Source organism: Klebsiella sp. KPN54798 (assembly GCF_021184225.1).
GTDB lineage: Bacteria > Pseudomonadota > Gammaproteobacteria > Enterobacterales > Enterobacteriaceae > Klebsiella > Klebsiella pneumoniae.
Genome location: NZ_CP089234.1, coordinates 2,838,501 through 2,855,420 on the forward strand (window position 1 = coordinate 2,838,501; position 16,920 = coordinate 2,855,420).

Here is a 16,920-nt window from a genome sequence, read left to right on the forward strand (position 1 = left end):
CATCTAAGGTTATTCCCTATCACAATAAGCCAATGTTTTCTGAACCTCGCCGTGACTAATGCATCGTCTTCATCCCTATCCTGATGTGCAAGTGATGTTTCGCCGCCTGCTGATCGCCACCCTGATTGGCCTTCTCGCCGCCCTGGCGGTGGCGCTGTTTCGCCACGCTATGGTGGTGCTGGAAACGCTGTTGCTCAGTAATGACAGCGGGAGCCTGGTCAACGCCGCACAGTCGCTTCCGGCGTGGCGTCGGCTGGTTACCCCCGCGCTGGGCGGCCTGACGGCGGGAACCTTACTCTGGCTCTGGCAACGACGCAGCGTCGCGCGTCCGCATGCCGCCACCGATTATATGGAAGCCCTGGAGACCGGCGACGGCTGTTTCGATACGCCGGCAAGCCTGGTGAAATCGCTGGCGTCATTGCTGGTCGTGGTGACCGGCAGCGCGATTGGCCGGGAAGGCGCCATGATCCTGCTGGCCGCGCTGGCGGCCTCGCTGTTTGCCCGTCGCTTCACGCCGCAGAGTGAATGGAAGCTATGGGTCGCCTGCGGCGCGGCTGCCGGGATGGCCAGCGCCTATCATGCCCCGCTGGCCGGCAGCCTGTTTATTGCTGAAATTCTCTTTGGCACGCTGATGCTGGCCTCGCTTGGGCCGGTGGTGATCTCGGCGGTGATCGCCCTGCTGTTGACGCAGTTTCTTAATGGCGGCGCCGCGCCGCTGTATCACGTCGTGTTACAGCAAAACCTCAGCGCCCTGCACTATGGCTTAATGCTGGCGACTGGCCTGCTGGCCGGGCTGTGCGGGCCGCTGTTTATCTGGCTGATGGACTACAGCCACCGTGGGTTCGTTAAACTAAAGCTGGCGCCGCCGTGGCAGCTGGCGCTGGGCGGGCTAATTGTCGGCGGCTTATCGCTCATCACCCCGGCAGTATGGGGCAACGGCTACAGCGTAGTGCAAAGCTATTTGCTGCTGCCGCCGTCCGGTGCGCTGCTGGTGGGCATATTTATCTGCAAACTGCTGGCGGTGCTGGCCAGCAGCGGCTCCGGCGCGCCTGGCGGGGTCTTCACCCCGACGCTGTTTGTCGGCCTGGCGATGGGCATGCTGTTTGCCTGCTTCAGCAGGCTGTGGCTACCGGGAAGTGAAGAAATGGCCATCATGATGGGTCTGACCGGCATGGCGGCGTTTCTGGCCGCCACGACCCATGCGCCGATCATGTCAACCCTGATGATTTGCGAGATGACCGGGCAGTATACGCTGCTGCCCGGTCTGCTGATAACCTGCGTCGTGTCGTCTGTGCTGTCGCGGACGTTACGCCGGGATTCGATCTATCGCCATCACGTTGCCGAGCATGTCTAAGTCGACGTAGCGGCTCAGCTCACGCTGTTCGGCGCGCGGTAGATAAGGCAGCTCGCCGATCAGCGGCGCCGGCAGCTTTTTGCTGAGGACATCGATGATTTCGGCGTAGTGCGCCAGACCGGGGTTGATCCGATTGGCCACCCAGCCAATCAGCGGTAAACCGTCATTGGCGATCGCCTGGGCTGTCAGTAGCGCATGGTTGATGCACCCCTCCTGGATCCCCACCACCATCAGCACTGGGAGCTGCTCCTGAACCACCCACTCGGAGAGCGGCCGCAGGTCGTTCATCAGGCTGCGCCAGCCGCCGGTGCCTTCAACCACCACGTGTTCGACCTGCGCGGCCAGACGCTGCAAACCATCGGACAGCAGACCGTAGTTGATCGGGCAGCTATGCGCCACGCTGCTCTCGTCTTCGCTTAAGGCGATGGGGTTGACAGCCTCATAGGGTAAGGCCAGCGTGGAGACGCTCTGCAACACCAGCGCATCTTTGTTACGTAAACCGTCCGGCGTCTCTTTGCTGCCCTTCGCCACAGGCTTATACCCGGCCACGCTTTTGCCTCTGGCAGCAAGTGCCTGCAACAGCGCACGGGAAACCACTGTCTTCCCGACAGAGGTGTCTGTACCTGTAATAAAGAAACGCTTAAACATCACTAACCCCACAGTTTTGTCGATGAAATATACGGGAGAGAAATAATCAACGGTGGGCAAAGTCTACGTGAAGCCGTCTGAGGTCAGCTTGAGATAGCGCAATTTTTGGTGTGACTATGAAAAAATGTTAACCCTGTAACAGTCGTATGAGTAAGGATCCGTTATAGAGCGCATCTTTAACCAGCGCCGCGCCAGCCATCGTTCCGCGGTTGGAGAACTGAGTACTTTCAACGGTAATATGCCGGCTATAGGCTGGGAGAGATTGTTGCCGAATACAGCTGGAAATTGCCGGAAAAAGAATTTCTGCCGCCAGATTGAACGGCGAGCCAATCAGAATTTTCTGCGGATTAAACAGATTGACCATGATCGCCAGAATCCGCCCAACGTGATTACCCACGCCGCTGATGATGTCCCGGGCTAACAAATCGCCCTGCAGCGCCGCCTGACAAAGCCACTCCACGCTCAGCGGACGCTGGTGCAGCAGCGAGCTCATCGACTGCGCCATGCGCATCTGCGCCAGCTCCAGCACGCTTTCTACGCTGGCAATTGTCTCCAGGCAACCATGGTTGCCGCAGTAACAGCGTTTGCCGTAGGGATCGACCTGGGTATGGCCAATCTCCACCAGGCTGCTGCTGCCGGCGTGCAGCAGGCGCCCATCGGTGATCACCCCGGCGCCGACGTTATGATCGATGACCACCTGAATGACGTCCCGGGCGCCGCGCGAGGCGCCAAACAAAGATTCCGCCATGGTCCAGGCGCTGATGTCATGCTGAATATAGACTGGCACCCCGGTATGATTGGCCAGCGCTTCGCCGAGCGGGACATCTTTAACATCCTCATAAAACGGCATGCGATGAATAATGCCATTTTCGGTATCGATAATACCGGGCATCGTCATGGCGATGGAGGTAAGGCGTTCCAGCTTCTTTTGATGGCGAATAAAGAAGCGATCAATATGGTCGATAACGCGCGTCAGAAACGGCGTGCTGTCGGTGAGCGCCAGCTCCAGCTGATCCTCCACCACCAGCTGACTGCTTAAATCACGCAGCGAAAGATGGATCTCACCGCGGCTGATGCGCACCGCCAGATAGTGCCATGCCTCGGTCTCCACCATCAGCCCCACCGCCGGGCGGCCGCGGCTGCCGGGCTCCTGGATCTCGGTCTCCTGAACCAGATGCGCTTCCAGCATTTCGCGGACGATTTTGGTGATGCTGGCCGGCGCCAGTTGCGCAAATCGGGAAAGGTCGATACGCGATACCGGGCCGAGCTGATCAATCAGGCGATACACGGCGCCCGCATTGGTCTGCTTTATTTGATCGATATGGCCTGGTTGACTATCCGCTACCACCATTGACTCCCTTATTTTCGCGCTTCGAAATAAACTTTCGGCTATGGTGAAGCACTTCGACGGTGAACGTCAAATTTTTACTTAGCCTTGTGATTTACCGCACATTTCCAGCCCCTTTTCGCCTCAATTATGCTCGCTTTTCCAGGCGAGCAGCGCCTCACGAAAGCGTTTTGCCAGTGCCCCTTGCTCATGGTGTTTAGACCACACCAGCCACATCTCCGATACCGCATCCTGTTCGTCGATCGGCAGCCAGCGCATTTCACTGAGCTGGACGCGCTGAAAGGAGGCCGGGAGGATCGATACCCCCAGTCCGGCGGCCACCAGACCAATAATCGTCATTGCCTCCCCCACCTCCTGGGCAATCTTCGGCGTGTGGCCGTAGCGGCGCAGCAAGCCGAGGATGTCGTCGTACAGGCCAGTGCCGACGTGCGGGTCGAAAAAGACGAAGGGCTCGCGCGCCAGCGCCGCCAGGCTGACCGAGGGCTGGCGGGCCAGCGGGTGATTCGCCGGGACCATCGCCAACAGCGGCTCGCGCAGAACCCGCTCCCACGCCAGAGTGTCCGGCAGTTGAGTATTTCGCAGCAGCCCCAAATCCAGAGCCCCTTCGCTCAGGGGCACTATCTGTTCGCGGGTGTTAGTCTCGCGGGTGAGAATATGCACATCCGGAAGGCGTTGGCGAAACATCGATAGCGTATCGGAGACGGCCTTAATAAAAGGGGCCGAGGAGGTAAAGCCGATGCGCAGCTCACCCGTTTCGCCATGGTGTAGACGGGCGGCGCGAGCAGCCGCCTCATCCACCTGGGCGAGGATTTGTCGGCTATCGGCGAGAAACTGCTTTCCGGCCGCCGTCAGGCTGACGCTGCGGTTGGTACGGGCAAACAGGCGAGCGCCGGTCTGCTGCTCAAGGATCTGAATCTGCTGGCTTAGCGGTGGTTGAGAGATGTTCAGTCGCGCCGCGGCGCGGCCAAAATGTAGCTCCTCAGCGACGGCGACAAAGTAGCGCAAATGACGCAACTCGATATTCATATTTAAAACGTCTTATTTGAGATTATTAATATATTAGACAGAATATTTACATTTTCATACCCTAAAAATGTGAGCTGAATGGTCACAACACTCTGTTGGTAAGCAGCAACTTCTACGCAAGGAATTCTCTGTGAGTCGTACAACAACCGTTGACACCGTGCCGGCGGGCGAGGTCAGCGTCGCTGGTGCATCCCGCCCGGATCCGTTTATTAAGCGTGGCACCCCGCAGTTTATGCGCGTCACTCTAGCGCTGTTCTCCGCCGGTCTGGCCACCTTTGCCCTGCTCTACTGTGTGCAGCCGATCCTGCCGGTGCTGTCGAACGAGTTTGGCGTGTCGCCGGCCAGCAGCAGTATTTCGCTTTCAATTTCCACGGCGATGTTGGCGGTGGGCTTGCTGTTTACCGGCCCGCTGTCGGACGCTATAGGCCGCAAGCCGGTGATGGTCACCGCCCTGCTGCTGGCCGCCTGCTGTTCACTGTTGTCGACTATGATGACCAGCTGGCACGGCATCCTGATTATGCGCGCGCTCATCGGCCTGTCACTGAGCGGCGTAGCGGCGGTCGGAATGACCTATCTGAGCGAGGAGATCCACCCCAGTTTCGTCGCCTTTTCGATGGGACTCTATATCAGCGGCAACTCCATCGGCGGCATGAGCGGCCGCTTGCTGACCGGGGTCTTTACCGATTTCTTCGGCTGGCGCGTGGCGCTGGCGGCGATCAGCGGCTTTGCGCTGGCCGCGGCGATTATGTTCTGGCGTATCCTGCCCGAGTCGCGCCATTTCCGCCCGACCTCGCTGCGACCGAAAACGCTGCTGATTAACTTCCGTCTGCACTGGCGCGACCGTGGCCTGCCGCTGCTGTTCGTCGAAGGTTTTCTGCTGATGGGCGCTTTTGTCACCCTGTTTAACTATATTGGCTACCGGCTGATGATGTCGCCGTGGGCGTTAAGCCAGGCGGTGGTAGGCCTGCTGTCGGTAGCTTATCTCACCGGGACCTGGAGTTCACCGAAGGCAGGGGCCATGACCGTACGCTTTGGCCGCGGGCCGGTGATGCTTGGCTTTACAGCGGTGATGCTCTGCGGCCTGCTGCTGACGCTCTTTTCTTCCCTGTGGCTTATTTTCATCGGCATGCTGCTGTTTTCCGCTGGCTTCTTCGCCGCGCATTCCGTCGCCAGCAGCTGGATTGGCCCACGCGCCCGCCGCGCCCGCGGTCAGGCATCATCGCTGTATTTGTTCAGCTATTATTTGGGTTCAAGTCTTGCCGGGACGTTAGGCGGGGTATTCTGGCATCACTACGGCTGGAACGGCGTCGGTGGGTTTATCGCGCTGCTGCTCCTTGCCGCGCTGTTGACCGGCACCTGCTTACATCAGCGACTGAAATAGTCGCGTGTGACGTGGCCTGCGGGCCACGTTTCACCACATGCCCATTATGGAAGACAAGCCCATCAGCTCTCTGACGGCATCAACGGACAGTAGTGCAATAAACAGCCAGGTGAACGGATTCATAAACCACCCCCGAACCTCCAGACCTGTGTAATCGATCACAGTTTAGTACCGATATGTTACCGTTTTCTGTCACACCGATCACAGAGGTGAGCTTATTCTCCCGCCATGTGTCTTTCCCTTCCCCTATGCGCAACGCTCGACCCGCCGGGCGTATCAGGATAGTGTAGAGGCAAAGCGATAATCTCTTTATTCACCTGTCACGGACCGAACGCCACTATGACTGAAAATACGCCTTATCAGCAGCTTACCCGTACCTTTCAGCGCCTGTCGCGCTTTTCGCATCTCGCCGCCATCGCCGGCTGGGATATGTTCGCGATGATGCCCCCGGGCGGGAGCGTCGCCCGCGGCGAAGCGCTGGCCGAGCTCGGCGTGCTGCAGCATCAGATTCTGACCGATAAAAAAGTGGGACAATGGTTACAGGAGGCCCGCCAGCAGGATCTTAATGATGTTGAACAGGCCAACCTGCGGGAAATGCAGCGTCAGTACGATCAGGCGGCGCTGCTGCCGGAGAGCCTGGTGGAAGCAAAATCGCTGGCCGGCAGCCGCTGCGAGCATGCCTGGCGCAGCCAGCGTCCCGCCAATGACTGGACGGGCTTTGCCGACAACCTACGCGAGGTGGTCAGACTGAGCCGTCAGGAAGCGCAGATCCGCGCCGATGCCAGGGGCGGCTCACGCTACGACGCGCTGCTGGATATTTTCGAACCGGATATGACCAGCGCGCGGCTGGACAGCCTGTTCGCCGATCTCAAATCGTGGCTACCTTCCCTGCTTAGCCAGGCGGTGGAGAAGCAGGCGAAGCAGACGCTAATCGCCCCGCAGGGGCCTTTCCCCATTGCTGAACAACGGGAGCTGGGCCTGCAGGCGATGCGTATCCTTGGCTTTGACTTCGACGGCGGGCGCCTCGACATCAGCGCCCACCCGTTCTGCGGCGGCGTACCCCAAGATGTGCGTATCACCACCCGCTACAACGAAAACGACCTGCTCAGCGCTCTGTTCGGCGTGATCCACGAAACCGGCCACGCCCGCTACGAGCAGAATCTACCTCGCCCGTGGGTCGACCAGCCCGTAGGACTCGCCCGCTCCACCGCTATCCACGAGTCGCAGAGCCTGTTTTTTGAAATGCAGCTGGGACGCAGCGAGCGGTTTCTTAACCGCCTGTTACCGGCGGTGCGCGAGCGGTTTGGCGATCGGCCGGCCTTTAGCCAGGACAATTTTGTCGCCTGGAATCAGCAGGTGAAACCCGGCTTTATTCGCGTCGATGCCGATGAGGTGAGCTATCCGGCGCATGTCATCCTGCGTTATGAAATTGAACGTGCGCTGATCGACGGCGAGATTGAGGTAGATGATATCCCGTCGCTGTGGGACGAGAAAATGCAGCACTGGCTGGGGCTGTCGACCACCGGCAACTATCGGGATGGTTGCATGCAGGATATTCACTGGACCGACGGCGGATTCGGCTATTTCCCTTCCTATACCCTGGGCGCGATGTATGCCGCGCAGCTGATGGCCGCGGCCCGCCGCGCGCTGCCGACATTAGATCGCGATATTGAGGAAGGCGATTTCAGCGCCCTGTTCGACTGGCTGCGGCAGAATATCTGGCAGCATGGCAGCCGCTTCACCACCTCGCAGTTGATTCAGCAGGCCACCGGTGAGGATCTTAATAGCCGCTACTTCCGCGAGCACCTGACCACTCGCTACCTGTAATCATACGCGCCGGGCTACCCGGCGCGTCCTGTCGTTCCCGCCTTGTACATTCGGTTACACGCCGATACCAAACACTCACGGAAAGCTCGAAAAGACAAGCATATAGTGATTTCACCGGCCCCGCAGTGGGGTTGAAATTAAGAAAACTTTTCGAGGATATCAGAATGAAAAAAGTATTAGCTCTGGTCGTTGCCGCTGCTATGGGTCTCTCTTCCGCCGCTTTCGCTGCTGACGCAGTAAGCACCACTCAGGCACCGGCTGCCACCCACAGCACGGCTGCCAAGACCACCCATCACAAAAAACACCACAAAGCCGCGGCAAAACCGGCCGCAGAGCAGAAAGCTCAGGCTGTCAAAAAACACAAAAAAGCAGAAGCTAAACCAGCCGCTGCTCAGAAAGCCCAGGCCGCTAAAAAACACAAAAAAGTAGCAGCTAAACCAGCTGCTCCGCAGAAAGCTCAGGCGGCGAAAAAGCATCACAAAGCTGCGGCTAAACCGGCAGCCCAGAAAGCGCAGGCAGCGAAAAAACACCACAAAACCACTAAACACCAGGCCGCTAAACCGACTGCACAGCCGGCAGCATAATTCCTCCCGGTGAACCAACCTTCTTAATAATCGGCGCTGTTTCAGCGCCGTTTTTTCTGGAGAGCACTATGCTGCGGCGCTATCGTTTTGAGCTCATCCTGATCCTGCTAATTATATGCGCAGTGGTTGCAACCCGTTTTTTCCTCTCTTAATTATTTATCCCGCGCTCGCATTTTGCTGCTTCTACCAGCTTTTCATTAAAATGAATACCGTGCGGCTATCGCTGACCCGCTCCCCGCTTCCCATTATCCTGTGACTCTCTGCGGCGCAAAAAAATGTCCGGCGCCAGAAGACGCCAGACATGTTAGTCGTAATATGTCGCACGCCTGGCCCTTGCCGTGTGGCGCGCCCATCACAATGCACGCACGGCTTCCATCACCAGATAGCCGGTCGCGCCCCAGATAGCGACTGAGACCAGGGAAACATAAACCAGTGCGCGAATACCTTTTTTAGACATAAGCCCTCCGAACGCAGGGGAAATAGAGTTCAGGCTATCATCGCCGGTACTACCTCTCTATTTACTCAACAGCAGGGCGACGGTAACAACGTTTTCGGTGAGAAAATGTTTCGCATTGAAAATAATTACGAGAGGCGTAAAGAAGTGCGAATTCCGGTGAAGATCTGGTGGGTAAAAGTATTATTTTTGGGCATTATGCTGACAAACCAGGAATAATCCCACGGATGAATTGCTGCATTATTAACCGAATTCAGTACGTTCTGATACATGAATTTTGTTGCGCAAGACGCCACTTTCTGCGGAAATAGCACAAGCAGAACACTGGTATTAACCGCTTGAAATCAGGAGGTTTTACCAGCGCCAGACCCCACCGCGCGCTGATGTGGTATACGGTTTGGCCTGTTTAGAATTATTGTTTACTTTCAAAAACTTAAATCTCCTGCTACTGTCAATAGACATCATAGCCTCCCCAGAGAGTGATATGCGTAGAGACGTTCTGTTATTACTGTGTTCATTTTATCTGTTACCTCTGGGCGCACATGCCGATGATAGCGGACTGAGCGCCAAAGATATTAAGACGTTGTTTTTCGGTCACGATGACCGCAAAGCGGTGAACCGCCCCGAGGAGAGTCCGTGGGACGCGATTGGCCAGCTGGAAACCGCCAGCGGCAATCTGTGTACGGCGACGCTCATCTCTCCGCATCTGGCGCTGACCGCGGGCCACTGTCTGTTAACGCCCCCGCGCGGCAAGCCGGACAAAGCGGTCGCCCTGCGCTTTATTTCCCGCAAGGGCAACTGGGTCTATGAGATCCACGGCATTGACGGGCGAGTCGATCCCAGCTTAGGCAGACGCCTGAAAGCCGATGGCGACGGCTGGATTGTCCCTTCCGCTGCAGCGCCGTCCGATTTTGGTCTGATCGTGCTGCGCTATGCTCCGTCTGGCATTACGCCGATCCCGCTCTTTCCGGGCAGCAAGGCCGATCTCACCGCCGCGCTGAAGGCGGCGGACCGTAAAGTTACCCAGTCTGGCTATCCTGAAGATCATCTCGATAATCTTTACAGCCACCAGGATTGCATCGTGACAGGGTGGGCGCAAACCAGCGTACTGTCGCATCAGTGTGACACCCTGCCTGGCGACAGCGGCTCGCCGCTGCTGCTGAAAACGGAGGACGGCTGGCAGGTGATCGCCGTGCAGAGTTCGGCCCCCGGCCCGCAGGATCGCTGGCGGGCGGACAATCGCGCCATTGCGGTGACTGGCTTTCGCGATAAGCTGGAGGCGCTTGCCGGTGAGTAATGGACCGAGGCCGGTGAAGAATATCATTATTGACATCGTCCTGGCGGAAATGATTTTCCGCCAGCCGAAAGCAGTGAACCTGCGCAGCCCTCAGCGTCACCTGACACAATTACAGCGGGGCAAGGCGTGAAGGAAGTTTCCGTTTGCCGCCTGGCTTTGCAGGCGGCGAGACGTCAGGCGAGTTTAATTAACACCATGCCGGCTACCAGCAGGATAACCCCCGCCCAGCCTTTGTTATTCAGACGCTGACCAAACAGCACCCAGCCGGCGGCGATGGTCGCCGCGATACCGAAGCCGCCCCACAGCGCATAGGCGACCGAGAGATCGATCCCTTTAACCGCCTGCGACAGGGCGCTGAACGCGCCCAATACTGCCGCCAGGGACAGGATGCCGTAGATCTTGCGGCGGAAGCCGTCGGAAAACTTCAAAAAGACGTTGGCAATAATTTCCAGCACAATGGCGATTGCCAGCCAGGCGGCGTGGATCCACTCAAACTGCTGCATGGGCCACCTCCTGCTGTGAAGACGCTTTTTTCTGGGTGCCGGACTTAATTAAGACGATCCCTATCACCAGGGTGGTCAAGCCGGCTATTTTCAGCAGGGACAGACTCTCATCAAACAGCAGCACGCTGAACAGGGTAATCAGTAAAATACCGATCCCTTCCCACAACGCATAGGCCACACCGAGGGCAATCTTTTTAACCGCAAAGGCAAGAAAAATATATGACAGGGCAATCATGGCCAGCATTAAAATAAAGCCGGTGTGCCCGCCGCTCACGCTTGCCCATTTCATAGACAAGGTGCCGGTAATTTCAGCAATAATTGCTAAAGCTAATAAAATCCAATAAAACATGATCCCTTCTCCTGCTTGAGAATATAATCCATTACCGTTTACGCGAGACGTAAACAGGAAAATTTCTGACGTAGATATCGCTGTGCGCTTGGCGCCAGCTCAGGCAGAAAGAAGGTGACTATAGCGCCGAATGCCAGTGCTGTTCGCCGGCAAAACGGGAAAAAGTGAGGGATACTGCGGGGTGATTTAAAATATACATCCTGAACTGATTGTCCATAAAATTACAATTATCCGCGGTGTTGCTTCTCGTCCGGTGCGGATGAAAATTGTCCTCAGTAGTTAAACACAGGTAGATTTGTAGCATAGTGCTACATTTAATTCAAAGACTTTGCAATTCTTTACGCCGCGGTTTTTGTTCAATGCGTTTGTTCTGCAAAAAAGCGTCATTATGCTAATGTAACGCAACCTGTTAATAGGCAAGGAAGTTTGAGGTCGGGATCCTATGGCTAAACCCATTATTACACTTAACGGATTAAAGATGGTCATCATGTTGGGCATGCTGGTGATCATCCTTACCGGCATTCGCTTTGCGGCGGACATAATCGTCCCGTTTATCCTGGCGCTTTTTCTGGCGGTGATCATCAATCCTCTGGTCCAGCTACTGGTCCGCTGCCGGGTGCCGCGCGTGCTGGCGATCTCGCTACTGATTGGCCTGATTGTTATGTTAGCCATTGTGCTGCTGGCCTCGCTGGGGACCTCGCTCAACGAGCTGGCGCGCACCCTGCCGCAGTATCGCAACTATCTCTATGAGCCGATGCAAACCATCGCGCCCTGGCTGCAGCGTATGGGATTCACCGTTTCGGTGGTCGAGCTCAATAAGTACATCGACCCTAACGCCGTAATGACCCTGGTCACCAGCCTGCTCACTCAGCTGTCGAACGCCATGTCCTCCATTTTTCTGCTGCTGCTGACGGTGGTGTTTATGCTGCTGGAGGTGCCGCAGCTTCCCGCTAAGCTGCAGCAGTTAATGTCCAGACCAGTAGAAGGCATGGGCGCCATCCAGCGGGCCATCGACAGCGTATCGCATTATCTGGTGCTGAAAACTGCGATAAGCCTGATCACCGGCCTGGTGGTCTGGGGCATGCTGGTGCTGCTGGATGTGCGCTTCGCCTTTATGTGGGGGCTACTGGCCTTCGCGCTGAACTATATTCCCAATATCGGTTCCGTGCTGGCGGCCATTCCGCCGATCCTGCAGGTGCTGGTGTTCGGTGGTCTGTACGAGGCGCTGGTAGTGCTGGCCGGCTACCTGATCGTCAACCTGGTATTCGGCAATATTCTCGAACCTCGTATCATGGGGCACGGGCTGGGCCTCTCGACGCTGGTGGTATTCCTGTCCTTAATCTTCTGGGGATGGTTGCTGGGTCCGGTTGGCATGCTGCTCTCGGTGCCGTTGACGATTATCGTCAAAATTGCCCTCGAGCAGACCAGCGGCGGGCAGAGTATCGCTTTCTTATTAAGCGATGTCAGTAAACAGTAGTCCTTCCGCAGGCCGGCGCTTCGCCGGCCTGCTCCCTGCCCTACACTCTCTCCGTAGACCACTACGCCTTATGTATTATTGATCCGCATCACAAACGTTGCGGCGGAATCGTTACTCTGATGCTAACGATCGGCCACCGCGCTTAATTGATGCTCATAGCCTCGCGTCGCACACTAATCTCCACCAGGACAAACAAAACGATTTGTCGAATCAGGAGGTTATTAATGAATGCAGAACAAACGACGGGGCGGGTCTGGAACCGTCGCCGAACGGAAAAACAGCGGCGGCTGGCCGAGGCGAACATGCCAGGTAAGGTCATCCCGACTGACCAGTTGGTCAGCGTACTGGAAAACCTGCTCGCCCCCGGCGACCGGGTTGTGCTGGAAGGCAACAACCAGAAACAGGCCGATTTCCTCTCGCGCATGCTGGCGGAAGTTAATCCGCAAAAAATCCACGACCTGCATATGATTATGCCCAGCGTCGGGCGCAGCGAGCATCTGGACCTGTTTGAAAAAGGTATTGCCCGCAAGCTGGATTTCTCTTTCTCCGGCACCCAGAGCCTGCGCATTTCGCAACTACTGGAAGATGGCCTGCTCGAAATCGGCGCCATCCACACCTATATCGAACTCTACTCGCGCCTGTACGTCGATCTGTCGCCAAACGTCGCGCTGATTGCCGGCTATAAAGCTGACCGCAAAGGCAACCTGTATACCGGACCGAGTACCGAAGATACCCCGGCGCTGGTGGAAGCCGCCGCCTTCCACGACGGCATTGTGATAGCCCAGGTCAACGAACTGGTGGACGACGAATGCGATCTGCCGCGCGTCGATATTCCCGGCTCGTGGATCGATTACGTGGTGGTTGCCGACAAGCCGTTCTTTATCGAACCGCTCTTCACCCGCGATCCGCGCCTGATTAAGCAAGAACACATACTGATGGCGATGATGGCGATCAAGGGCATCTATGCGGAACATCAGGTGCAGTCGCTTAACCACGGTATCGGCTTTAATACCGCCGCCATCGAGTTGCTGTTGCCGACCTATGGCGAGCAGCTCGGCCTGAAAGGCAAAATCTGTAAACACTGGACCCTGAATCCGCATCCAACCTTAATCCCGGCCATCGAGAGCGGCTGGGTGGAGAGCGTGCACTGCTTCGGCGGCGAACTGGGGATGGAAGAGTACATCCGCGCCCGCCCGGATATCTTCTTTACCGGCCCGGATGGCTCGATGCGCTCTAACCGCGCCTTCTGCCAGCTGGCGGGCCAGTACGCGGTAGATATGTTCATTGGTTCAACCCTGCAGGTGGATGGTCTGGCTAACTCCTCGACCGTCACCCGCGGCCGTCTTTCCGGCTTCGGCGGCGCGCCGAACATGGGCCACGACCCGCACGGTCGCCGCCACGCCACCCCGGCATGGCTCAATATGATCACCGAGCCGGACCCGATGCAGCGCGGGAAAAAGCTGGTGGTGCAGATGGTCGAAACCTTCCAGGCCGGCGTGAAACCAACCTTCGTTGAGACGCTGGATGCAGTTGAGGTGGCGAAAACCTCCGGCATGCCGCTGGCGCCGGTGATGATTTATGGTGATGACGTCACCCACGTCCTGACCGAAGAGGGTATCGCCTACCTGTACCGTGCGGAGAGCCTTGAAGAGCGCCGGGCGATGGTCGCCGCGGTGGCCGGGATCACCGATATCGGCCTTGGTGTGGACGCCAAACGCGTTGCCGCGCTGCGTCAGAGCGGCAAAGTGGTCTACCCGGAAGATCTCGGGATTCGCCGCAGCGATGCCACCCGCTCCCTGCTGGCCGCCGGCAGCGTCGCCGACCTGGTGGAGTGGTCCGACGGACTGTACAACCCACCGGCAAAATTCCGGAGCTGGTAATGAAAAATCTCTCCCCCCTGCACGCAGAAAGCCGCGTCAGCTGGCTGGCGCATACCGCCAGCGCCTGTCTGATTGACGAAGCCCGTCTGAGCCCGAAACCGGGTCTGGTGGATAGCCGCGGCAACGGCGCGCATCAGGACCTGAATCTGGCGCTGATGGAGCGCTCCGCCCGCAGCCTGCAGCCGACCTTTCACGCGCTGGCCGAGCAAAGCTGGCGTCGCCCGGCGGACATCGCCCTGCGCGAAACCGTCGGCCGCCTTGGCCGCGAAGGCGAAGCGCAGATGATGCTGGCGACGGGTGGGGTTAACACCCACCGCGGCGCTATCTGGGCGCTAGGCCTGCTGGTCAGCGCGGTGGCGATGTTGGGTGGAGAGGGTCAGTCACAGGCGATCGCCGACGCCGCCGCCGCCCTCGCCCGCCTGCCCGACGGCTTCGCGCCGAAAAGCTTTAGTAAAGGGCTTCGCGCCAGCCGCCGCTGGCAGGTGCCAGGCGCCCGCGAGGAAGCGCAGTGTGGTTTCCCGCATATCACCCGCCTGGCGCTGCCGCAACTGCAGCACAGCCGGGCGCGAGGCGCCAGTGAGCCGCAGGCGCAGCTTGATGCGCTGATGGCCATCATGACCTCGCTGAGCGATACCTGCGTGCTGTCGCGCGCCGGTATGGCCGGGCTGCAGGCCATGCAGCAAGGCGCTTGCGAGGTGCTGGCGGCTGGCGGTTGCGCCAGTTTCGCCGGGCGCGCCGCCCTGGCCCGCCTGGACGCAATCATGCTGGCGCTAAACGCCTCGCCGGGAGGCGCCGCCGATCTCCTTGCCGCCACCCTGTTTCTCGACAGAGTTGCCGGCTAACGCATTCAGAGGATGTTATGGAACAGATTACATTGTCATTTCCTGCCAGCCGCGCCCTGAGCGGCAGAGCGCTGGCAGGAGTCGTGGGTTCAGGCGATATGGAAGTACTTTATACCGCCGCACAGAGCGCCACGCTCAACGTACAGATCACCACCTCAGTGGATAACAGCCAGGCGCGCTGGCAGGCGCTGTTCGACAGGTTGAACCTGATCAACGGCCTGCCCGCCGGGCAGTTGATTATCCACGACTTCGGCGCCACGCCGGGCGTCGCCCGTATTCGTATTGAACAGGTTTTTGAGGAGGCCGCTCATGCGTAACGATCGCAGCTTTATCGAACTGCGCGCTCGCGAACGCGCCCACGCCCTGCTGGACGACGGCAGCTACCGCGAACTGCTGGATCCGTTTGACGGTATTATGTCGCCGTGGCTCGGCGCCCAGGGCATCGTCCCGCAGTCCGACGACGGTATGGTGGTCGCCAAAGGCACGATCAACGGCCAGCCTGCGGTGGTGATTGCCATCGAGGGCACCTTCCAGGGAGGCAGTATGGGCGAAGTGTCCGGCGCCAAAATGGCCGCCGCGCTGGAGCTGGCGGCGGAAGATAACCGCAACGGTATCCCGACGCAGGCGGTGCTGTGCCTCGAAACCGGCGGCGTACGTCTGCAGGAGGCCAACCTCGGTCTGGCCGCCATCGCTGATATTCACGCGGCGATTGTCGATCTGCGCCGCTACACGCCGGTAGTCGGCATCATCGCCGGCACCGTCGGCTGCTTTGGCGGTATGTCTATCGCCGCCGCGCTGTGCAGCTATCTCATTGTCACTCGTGAAGCCCGTCTCGGCCTCAACGGCCCGCAGGTTATCGAGCAGGAAGCCGGCATTGAAGAGTACGACTCCCGCAACCGGCCGTTTATCTGGAGCATGACCGGCGGCGAAATTCGCGCCGCCAGCGGACTGGTCGACGCGCTGGTTAACGATGGCGTTAACGCCGTTAAAACCGCAATGAATGAGGCGATCGCCAAAGGCGTACCGGTACAGCACCGCAGCGACAACTATGACGATTATCTGCGTCGCTTGAGCCAGTTCGACACCCGCCAGCAGGCGGATACCGCGCAGATTAAACAGCTTTTTGCCCGGGAGGATAAATAATGAGTCAGTTCCCAAACCGCGCCGCGCTGTGGCTGAACAAACTGGCGCCCGACGCGCCGCTGATGAGCGGCCTGTGCCCTTCCGTCCAGGTGGCAGACGGCCAGATTAATGGCGAAAACGTGCGTTTTATCGCCGTGGTCCCGGATGCTAACAACCACTACCCGCGCGCCGCCGGCGGCGAAGTTGGCCTGCTGGAAGGCTGGACGCTGGCGAAAGTGGTTAATGAAACCATTGCCGCCGACGCCGACCAGCCAGTCAAACGGCCGATCGTCGCCGTGATCGATGTGCCAAGCCAGGCCTATGGCCGCCGCGAAGAAGCTTTCGGCATTCACCAGGCGCTGGCCGGGGCGGCTGGCGCTTATGCCAAAGCCCGTTTGGCCGGCCACCCGGTAATTGGCCTGATCGTCGGCAAAGCGATGTCCGGGGCGTTTCTGGCCCACGGCTACCAGGCCAACCGCCTGATCGCCTTTAACGATAGCGGCGTGCTGATCCACGCGATGGGTAAAGCGTCGGCGGCGCGCATTACGCTGCGTACCGTAGAGGCGCTGGAGAAACTGGCGGCTACCATTCCGCCAATGGCCTACGACGTCAGCAACTATGCGACGCTCGGCCTGCTCTCCGCCCTTCTGGATATTAATAATCCGGATGCCCCTGACGACCACGATCTGTCGTTGGTCAGCAACACGCTGCGCGACGCCATCGCTGACGCGCGCACCGATACCTCACTGAAGTGCCGTCTGGGCGCGGAAAACCGCCGCAGCTCGCAGCTGGTCCGCGATCGCATGCGCGCCAGCTGGTAAAACGTTC

Annotated in this window: 18 protein-coding genes; 12 read left to right on the forward strand and 6 right to left on the reverse strand. The window is 58.5% G+C overall.

All coding sequences use genetic code 11. The features are described from left to right. Positions 1 to 58 precede the first annotated feature (58 nt). Positions 59 to 1,354 carry a voltage-gated ClC-type chloride channel ClcB gene (gene clcB / locus LPQ25_RS13785; protein WP_015874769.1) on the forward strand — a complete coding sequence of 432 codons (1,296 nt, stop codon included), beginning with the start codon at positions 59 to 61 and terminating at the stop codon, positions 1,352 to 1,354. Here the strand turns inward: clcB and bioD are convergent. The 3 genes from bioD to LPQ25_RS13800 form a co-directional block, all read right to left on the reverse strand. Further along, positions 1,307 to 2,002: a dethiobiotin synthase gene (gene bioD / locus LPQ25_RS13790; protein ID WP_002903703.1), complete on the reverse strand. Its 696-nt coding sequence runs from the start codon at positions 2,000 to 2,002 to the stop codon at positions 1,307 to 1,309. The genes clcB and bioD overlap by 48 nt on opposite strands. A 127-nt stretch (positions 2,003 to 2,129) precedes the next feature. Continuing rightward, entirely contained in the window at positions 2,130 to 3,350 is a 1,221-nt protein-coding gene (gene mlc, locus LPQ25_RS13795; protein ID WP_002903701.1) for a sugar metabolism global transcriptional regulator Mlc, read from the reverse strand. A 123-nt stretch (positions 3,351 to 3,473) separates the two neighbouring features. Next, positions 3,474 to 4,376 (reverse strand): LysR family transcriptional regulator, encoded by a 903-nt coding sequence (locus LPQ25_RS13800; protein ID WP_014907652.1) that lies wholly within the window; start codon positions 4,374 to 4,376, stop codon positions 3,474 to 3,476. A 130-nt stretch (positions 4,377 to 4,506) separates the two neighbouring features. Here LPQ25_RS13800 and LPQ25_RS13805 point away from each other — a divergent pair, with 130 nt between their 5' ends. Next, the gene (locus LPQ25_RS13805) at positions 4,507 to 5,757 is read left to right on the forward strand and encodes an MFS transporter (RefSeq protein WP_004190291.1); all 1,251 of its coding nucleotides are present in this window, start codon (positions 4,507 to 4,509) and stop codon (positions 5,755 to 5,757) included. A gap of 30 nt (positions 5,758 to 5,787) precedes the next feature. On the opposite strand, the gene LPQ25_RS13810 is transcribed toward LPQ25_RS13805, so the two are convergent. Continuing rightward, positions 5,788 to 5,880, reverse strand: a complete 93-nt coding sequence (locus LPQ25_RS13810; RefSeq protein ID WP_004206050.1) for a KPN_01571 family protein — start codon at positions 5,878 to 5,880, stop codon at positions 5,788 to 5,790. Positions 5,881 to 6,096: 216 nt separating this feature from the next. Here LPQ25_RS13810 and LPQ25_RS13815 point away from each other — a divergent pair, with 216 nt between their 5' ends. The 4 genes from LPQ25_RS13815 to LPQ25_RS13830 all read left to right on the forward strand — a co-directional run bounded on the left by LPQ25_RS13815 (position 6,097) and on the right by LPQ25_RS13830 (position 10,049). Beyond that, complete coding sequence (locus tag LPQ25_RS13815; protein ID WP_002903695.1) at positions 6,097 to 7,584, forward strand: carboxypeptidase M32; 1,488 nt, start codon at positions 6,097 to 6,099, stop codon at positions 7,582 to 7,584. 164 nt (positions 7,585 to 7,748) lie between these two features. After that, positions 7,749 to 8,168 (forward strand): acid resistance repetitive basic protein Asr, encoded by a 420-nt coding sequence (asr, locus tag LPQ25_RS13820; protein ID WP_014907653.1) that lies wholly within the window; start codon positions 7,749 to 7,751, stop codon positions 8,166 to 8,168. Between the two features lie 938 nt (positions 8,169 to 9,106). Further along, a complete protein-coding gene (locus LPQ25_RS13825; protein ID WP_002903687.1) occupies positions 9,107 to 9,919 on the forward strand; it encodes a trypsin-like serine peptidase in 813 nt (270 codons plus the stop codon). 13 nt (positions 9,920 to 9,932) lie between these two features. Beyond that, a complete protein-coding gene (locus tag LPQ25_RS13830; protein ID WP_004224649.1) occupies positions 9,933 to 10,049 on the forward strand; it encodes a hypothetical protein in 117 nt (38 codons plus the stop codon). A 43-nt stretch (positions 10,050 to 10,092) separates the two neighbouring features. On the opposite strand, the gene kpnF is transcribed toward LPQ25_RS13830, so the two are convergent. Then, positions 10,093 to 10,422, reverse strand: a complete 330-nt coding sequence (gene kpnF / locus LPQ25_RS13835; protein WP_002903683.1) for a multidrug efflux SMR transporter subunit KpnF — start codon at positions 10,420 to 10,422, stop codon at positions 10,093 to 10,095. Continuing rightward, positions 10,409 to 10,771, reverse strand: coding sequence for a multidrug efflux SMR transporter subunit KpnE (gene kpnE, locus LPQ25_RS13840; protein ID WP_004179723.1), 363 nt, complete (start codon positions 10,769 to 10,771; stop codon positions 10,409 to 10,411). The genes kpnF and kpnE overlap by 14 nt, the downstream gene beginning before the upstream one ends. A 442-nt stretch (positions 10,772 to 11,213) precedes the next feature. Between kpnE and LPQ25_RS13845 the strand changes: the two genes are divergently transcribed. From LPQ25_RS13845 to mdcE, 6 genes are all read left to right on the forward strand, one after another. Then, entirely contained in the window at positions 11,214 to 12,248 is a 1,035-nt protein-coding gene (locus LPQ25_RS13845; protein ID WP_234599466.1) for an AI-2E family transporter, read from the forward strand. Positions 12,249 to 12,472: 224 nt separating this feature from the next. Further along, positions 12,473 to 14,128, forward strand: coding sequence for a malonate decarboxylase subunit alpha (mdcA, locus tag LPQ25_RS13850; protein WP_004176297.1), 1,656 nt, complete (start codon positions 12,473 to 12,475; stop codon positions 14,126 to 14,128). After that, on the forward strand, positions 14,128 to 14,970 hold the full coding sequence (locus LPQ25_RS13855) for a triphosphoribosyl-dephospho-CoA synthase (RefSeq protein WP_004143107.1): 843 nt from the start codon (positions 14,128 to 14,130) through the stop codon (positions 14,968 to 14,970). The genes mdcA and LPQ25_RS13855 overlap by 1 nt, the downstream gene beginning before the upstream one ends. Before the next feature lie 17 nt (positions 14,971 to 14,987). After that, a complete protein-coding gene (mdcC, locus tag LPQ25_RS13860; RefSeq protein ID WP_004143106.1) occupies positions 14,988 to 15,287 on the forward strand; it encodes a malonate decarboxylase acyl carrier protein in 300 nt (99 codons plus the stop codon). After that, complete coding sequence (locus LPQ25_RS13865) at positions 15,280 to 16,113, forward strand: biotin-independent malonate decarboxylase subunit beta (protein WP_004143105.1); 834 nt, start codon at positions 15,280 to 15,282, stop codon at positions 16,111 to 16,113. Before mdcC ends, LPQ25_RS13865 begins: the two co-directional genes overlap by 8 nt. Continuing rightward, positions 16,113 to 16,913 carry a biotin-independent malonate decarboxylase subunit gamma gene (gene mdcE, locus LPQ25_RS13870; RefSeq protein WP_009308934.1) on the forward strand — a complete coding sequence of 267 codons (801 nt, stop codon included), beginning with the start codon at positions 16,113 to 16,115 and terminating at the stop codon, positions 16,911 to 16,913. Before LPQ25_RS13865 ends, mdcE begins: the two co-directional genes overlap by 1 nt. Positions 16,914 to 16,920 lie beyond the last annotated feature (7 nt).

What these genes read in the sequence shown, in the direction of transcription:
- clcB (WP_015874769.1), top strand. Translation starts at nt 59, where the DNA reads ATGCATCGTCTTCATCCCTATCCTGATGTGCAAGTGATGTTTCGCCGC.
- bioD (WP_002903703.1), bottom strand. Translation starts at nt 2,002, where the DNA reads ATGTTTAAGCGTTTCTTTATTACAGGTACAGACACCTCTGTCGGGAAG.
- LPQ25_RS13800 (WP_014907652.1), bottom strand. Translation starts at nt 4,376, where the DNA reads ATGAATATCGAGTTGCGTCATTTGCGCTACTTTGTCGCCGTCGCTGAG.
- LPQ25_RS13810 (WP_004206050.1), bottom strand. Translation starts at nt 5,880, where the DNA reads ATGAATCCGTTCACCTGGCTGTTTATTGCACTACTGTCCGTTGATGCC.
- LPQ25_RS13815 (WP_002903695.1), top strand. Translation starts at nt 6,097, where the DNA reads ATGACTGAAAATACGCCTTATCAGCAGCTTACCCGTACCTTTCAGCGC.
- asr (WP_014907653.1), top strand. Translation starts at nt 7,749, where the DNA reads ATGAAAAAAGTATTAGCTCTGGTCGTTGCCGCTGCTATGGGTCTCTCT.
- LPQ25_RS13825 (WP_002903687.1), top strand. Translation starts at nt 9,107, where the DNA reads ATGCGTAGAGACGTTCTGTTATTACTGTGTTCATTTTATCTGTTACCT.
- kpnF (WP_002903683.1), bottom strand. Translation starts at nt 10,422, where the DNA reads ATGCAGCAGTTTGAGTGGATCCACGCCGCCTGGCTGGCAATCGCCATT.
- kpnE (WP_004179723.1), bottom strand. Translation starts at nt 10,771, where the DNA reads ATGTTTTATTGGATTTTATTAGCTTTAGCAATTATTGCTGAAATTACC.
- LPQ25_RS13845 (WP_234599466.1), top strand. Translation starts at nt 11,214, where the DNA reads ATGGCTAAACCCATTATTACACTTAACGGATTAAAGATGGTCATCATG.
- mdcA (WP_004176297.1), top strand. Translation starts at nt 12,473, where the DNA reads ATGAATGCAGAACAAACGACGGGGCGGGTCTGGAACCGTCGCCGAACG.
- LPQ25_RS13855 (WP_004143107.1), top strand. Translation starts at nt 14,128, where the DNA reads ATGAAAAATCTCTCCCCCCTGCACGCAGAAAGCCGCGTCAGCTGGCTG.
- mdcC (WP_004143106.1), top strand. Translation starts at nt 14,988, where the DNA reads ATGGAACAGATTACATTGTCATTTCCTGCCAGCCGCGCCCTGAGCGGC.
- LPQ25_RS13865 (WP_004143105.1), top strand. Translation starts at nt 15,280, where the DNA reads ATGCGTAACGATCGCAGCTTTATCGAACTGCGCGCTCGCGAACGCGCC.
- mdcE (WP_009308934.1), top strand. Translation starts at nt 16,113, where the DNA reads ATGAGTCAGTTCCCAAACCGCGCCGCGCTGTGGCTGAACAAACTGGCG.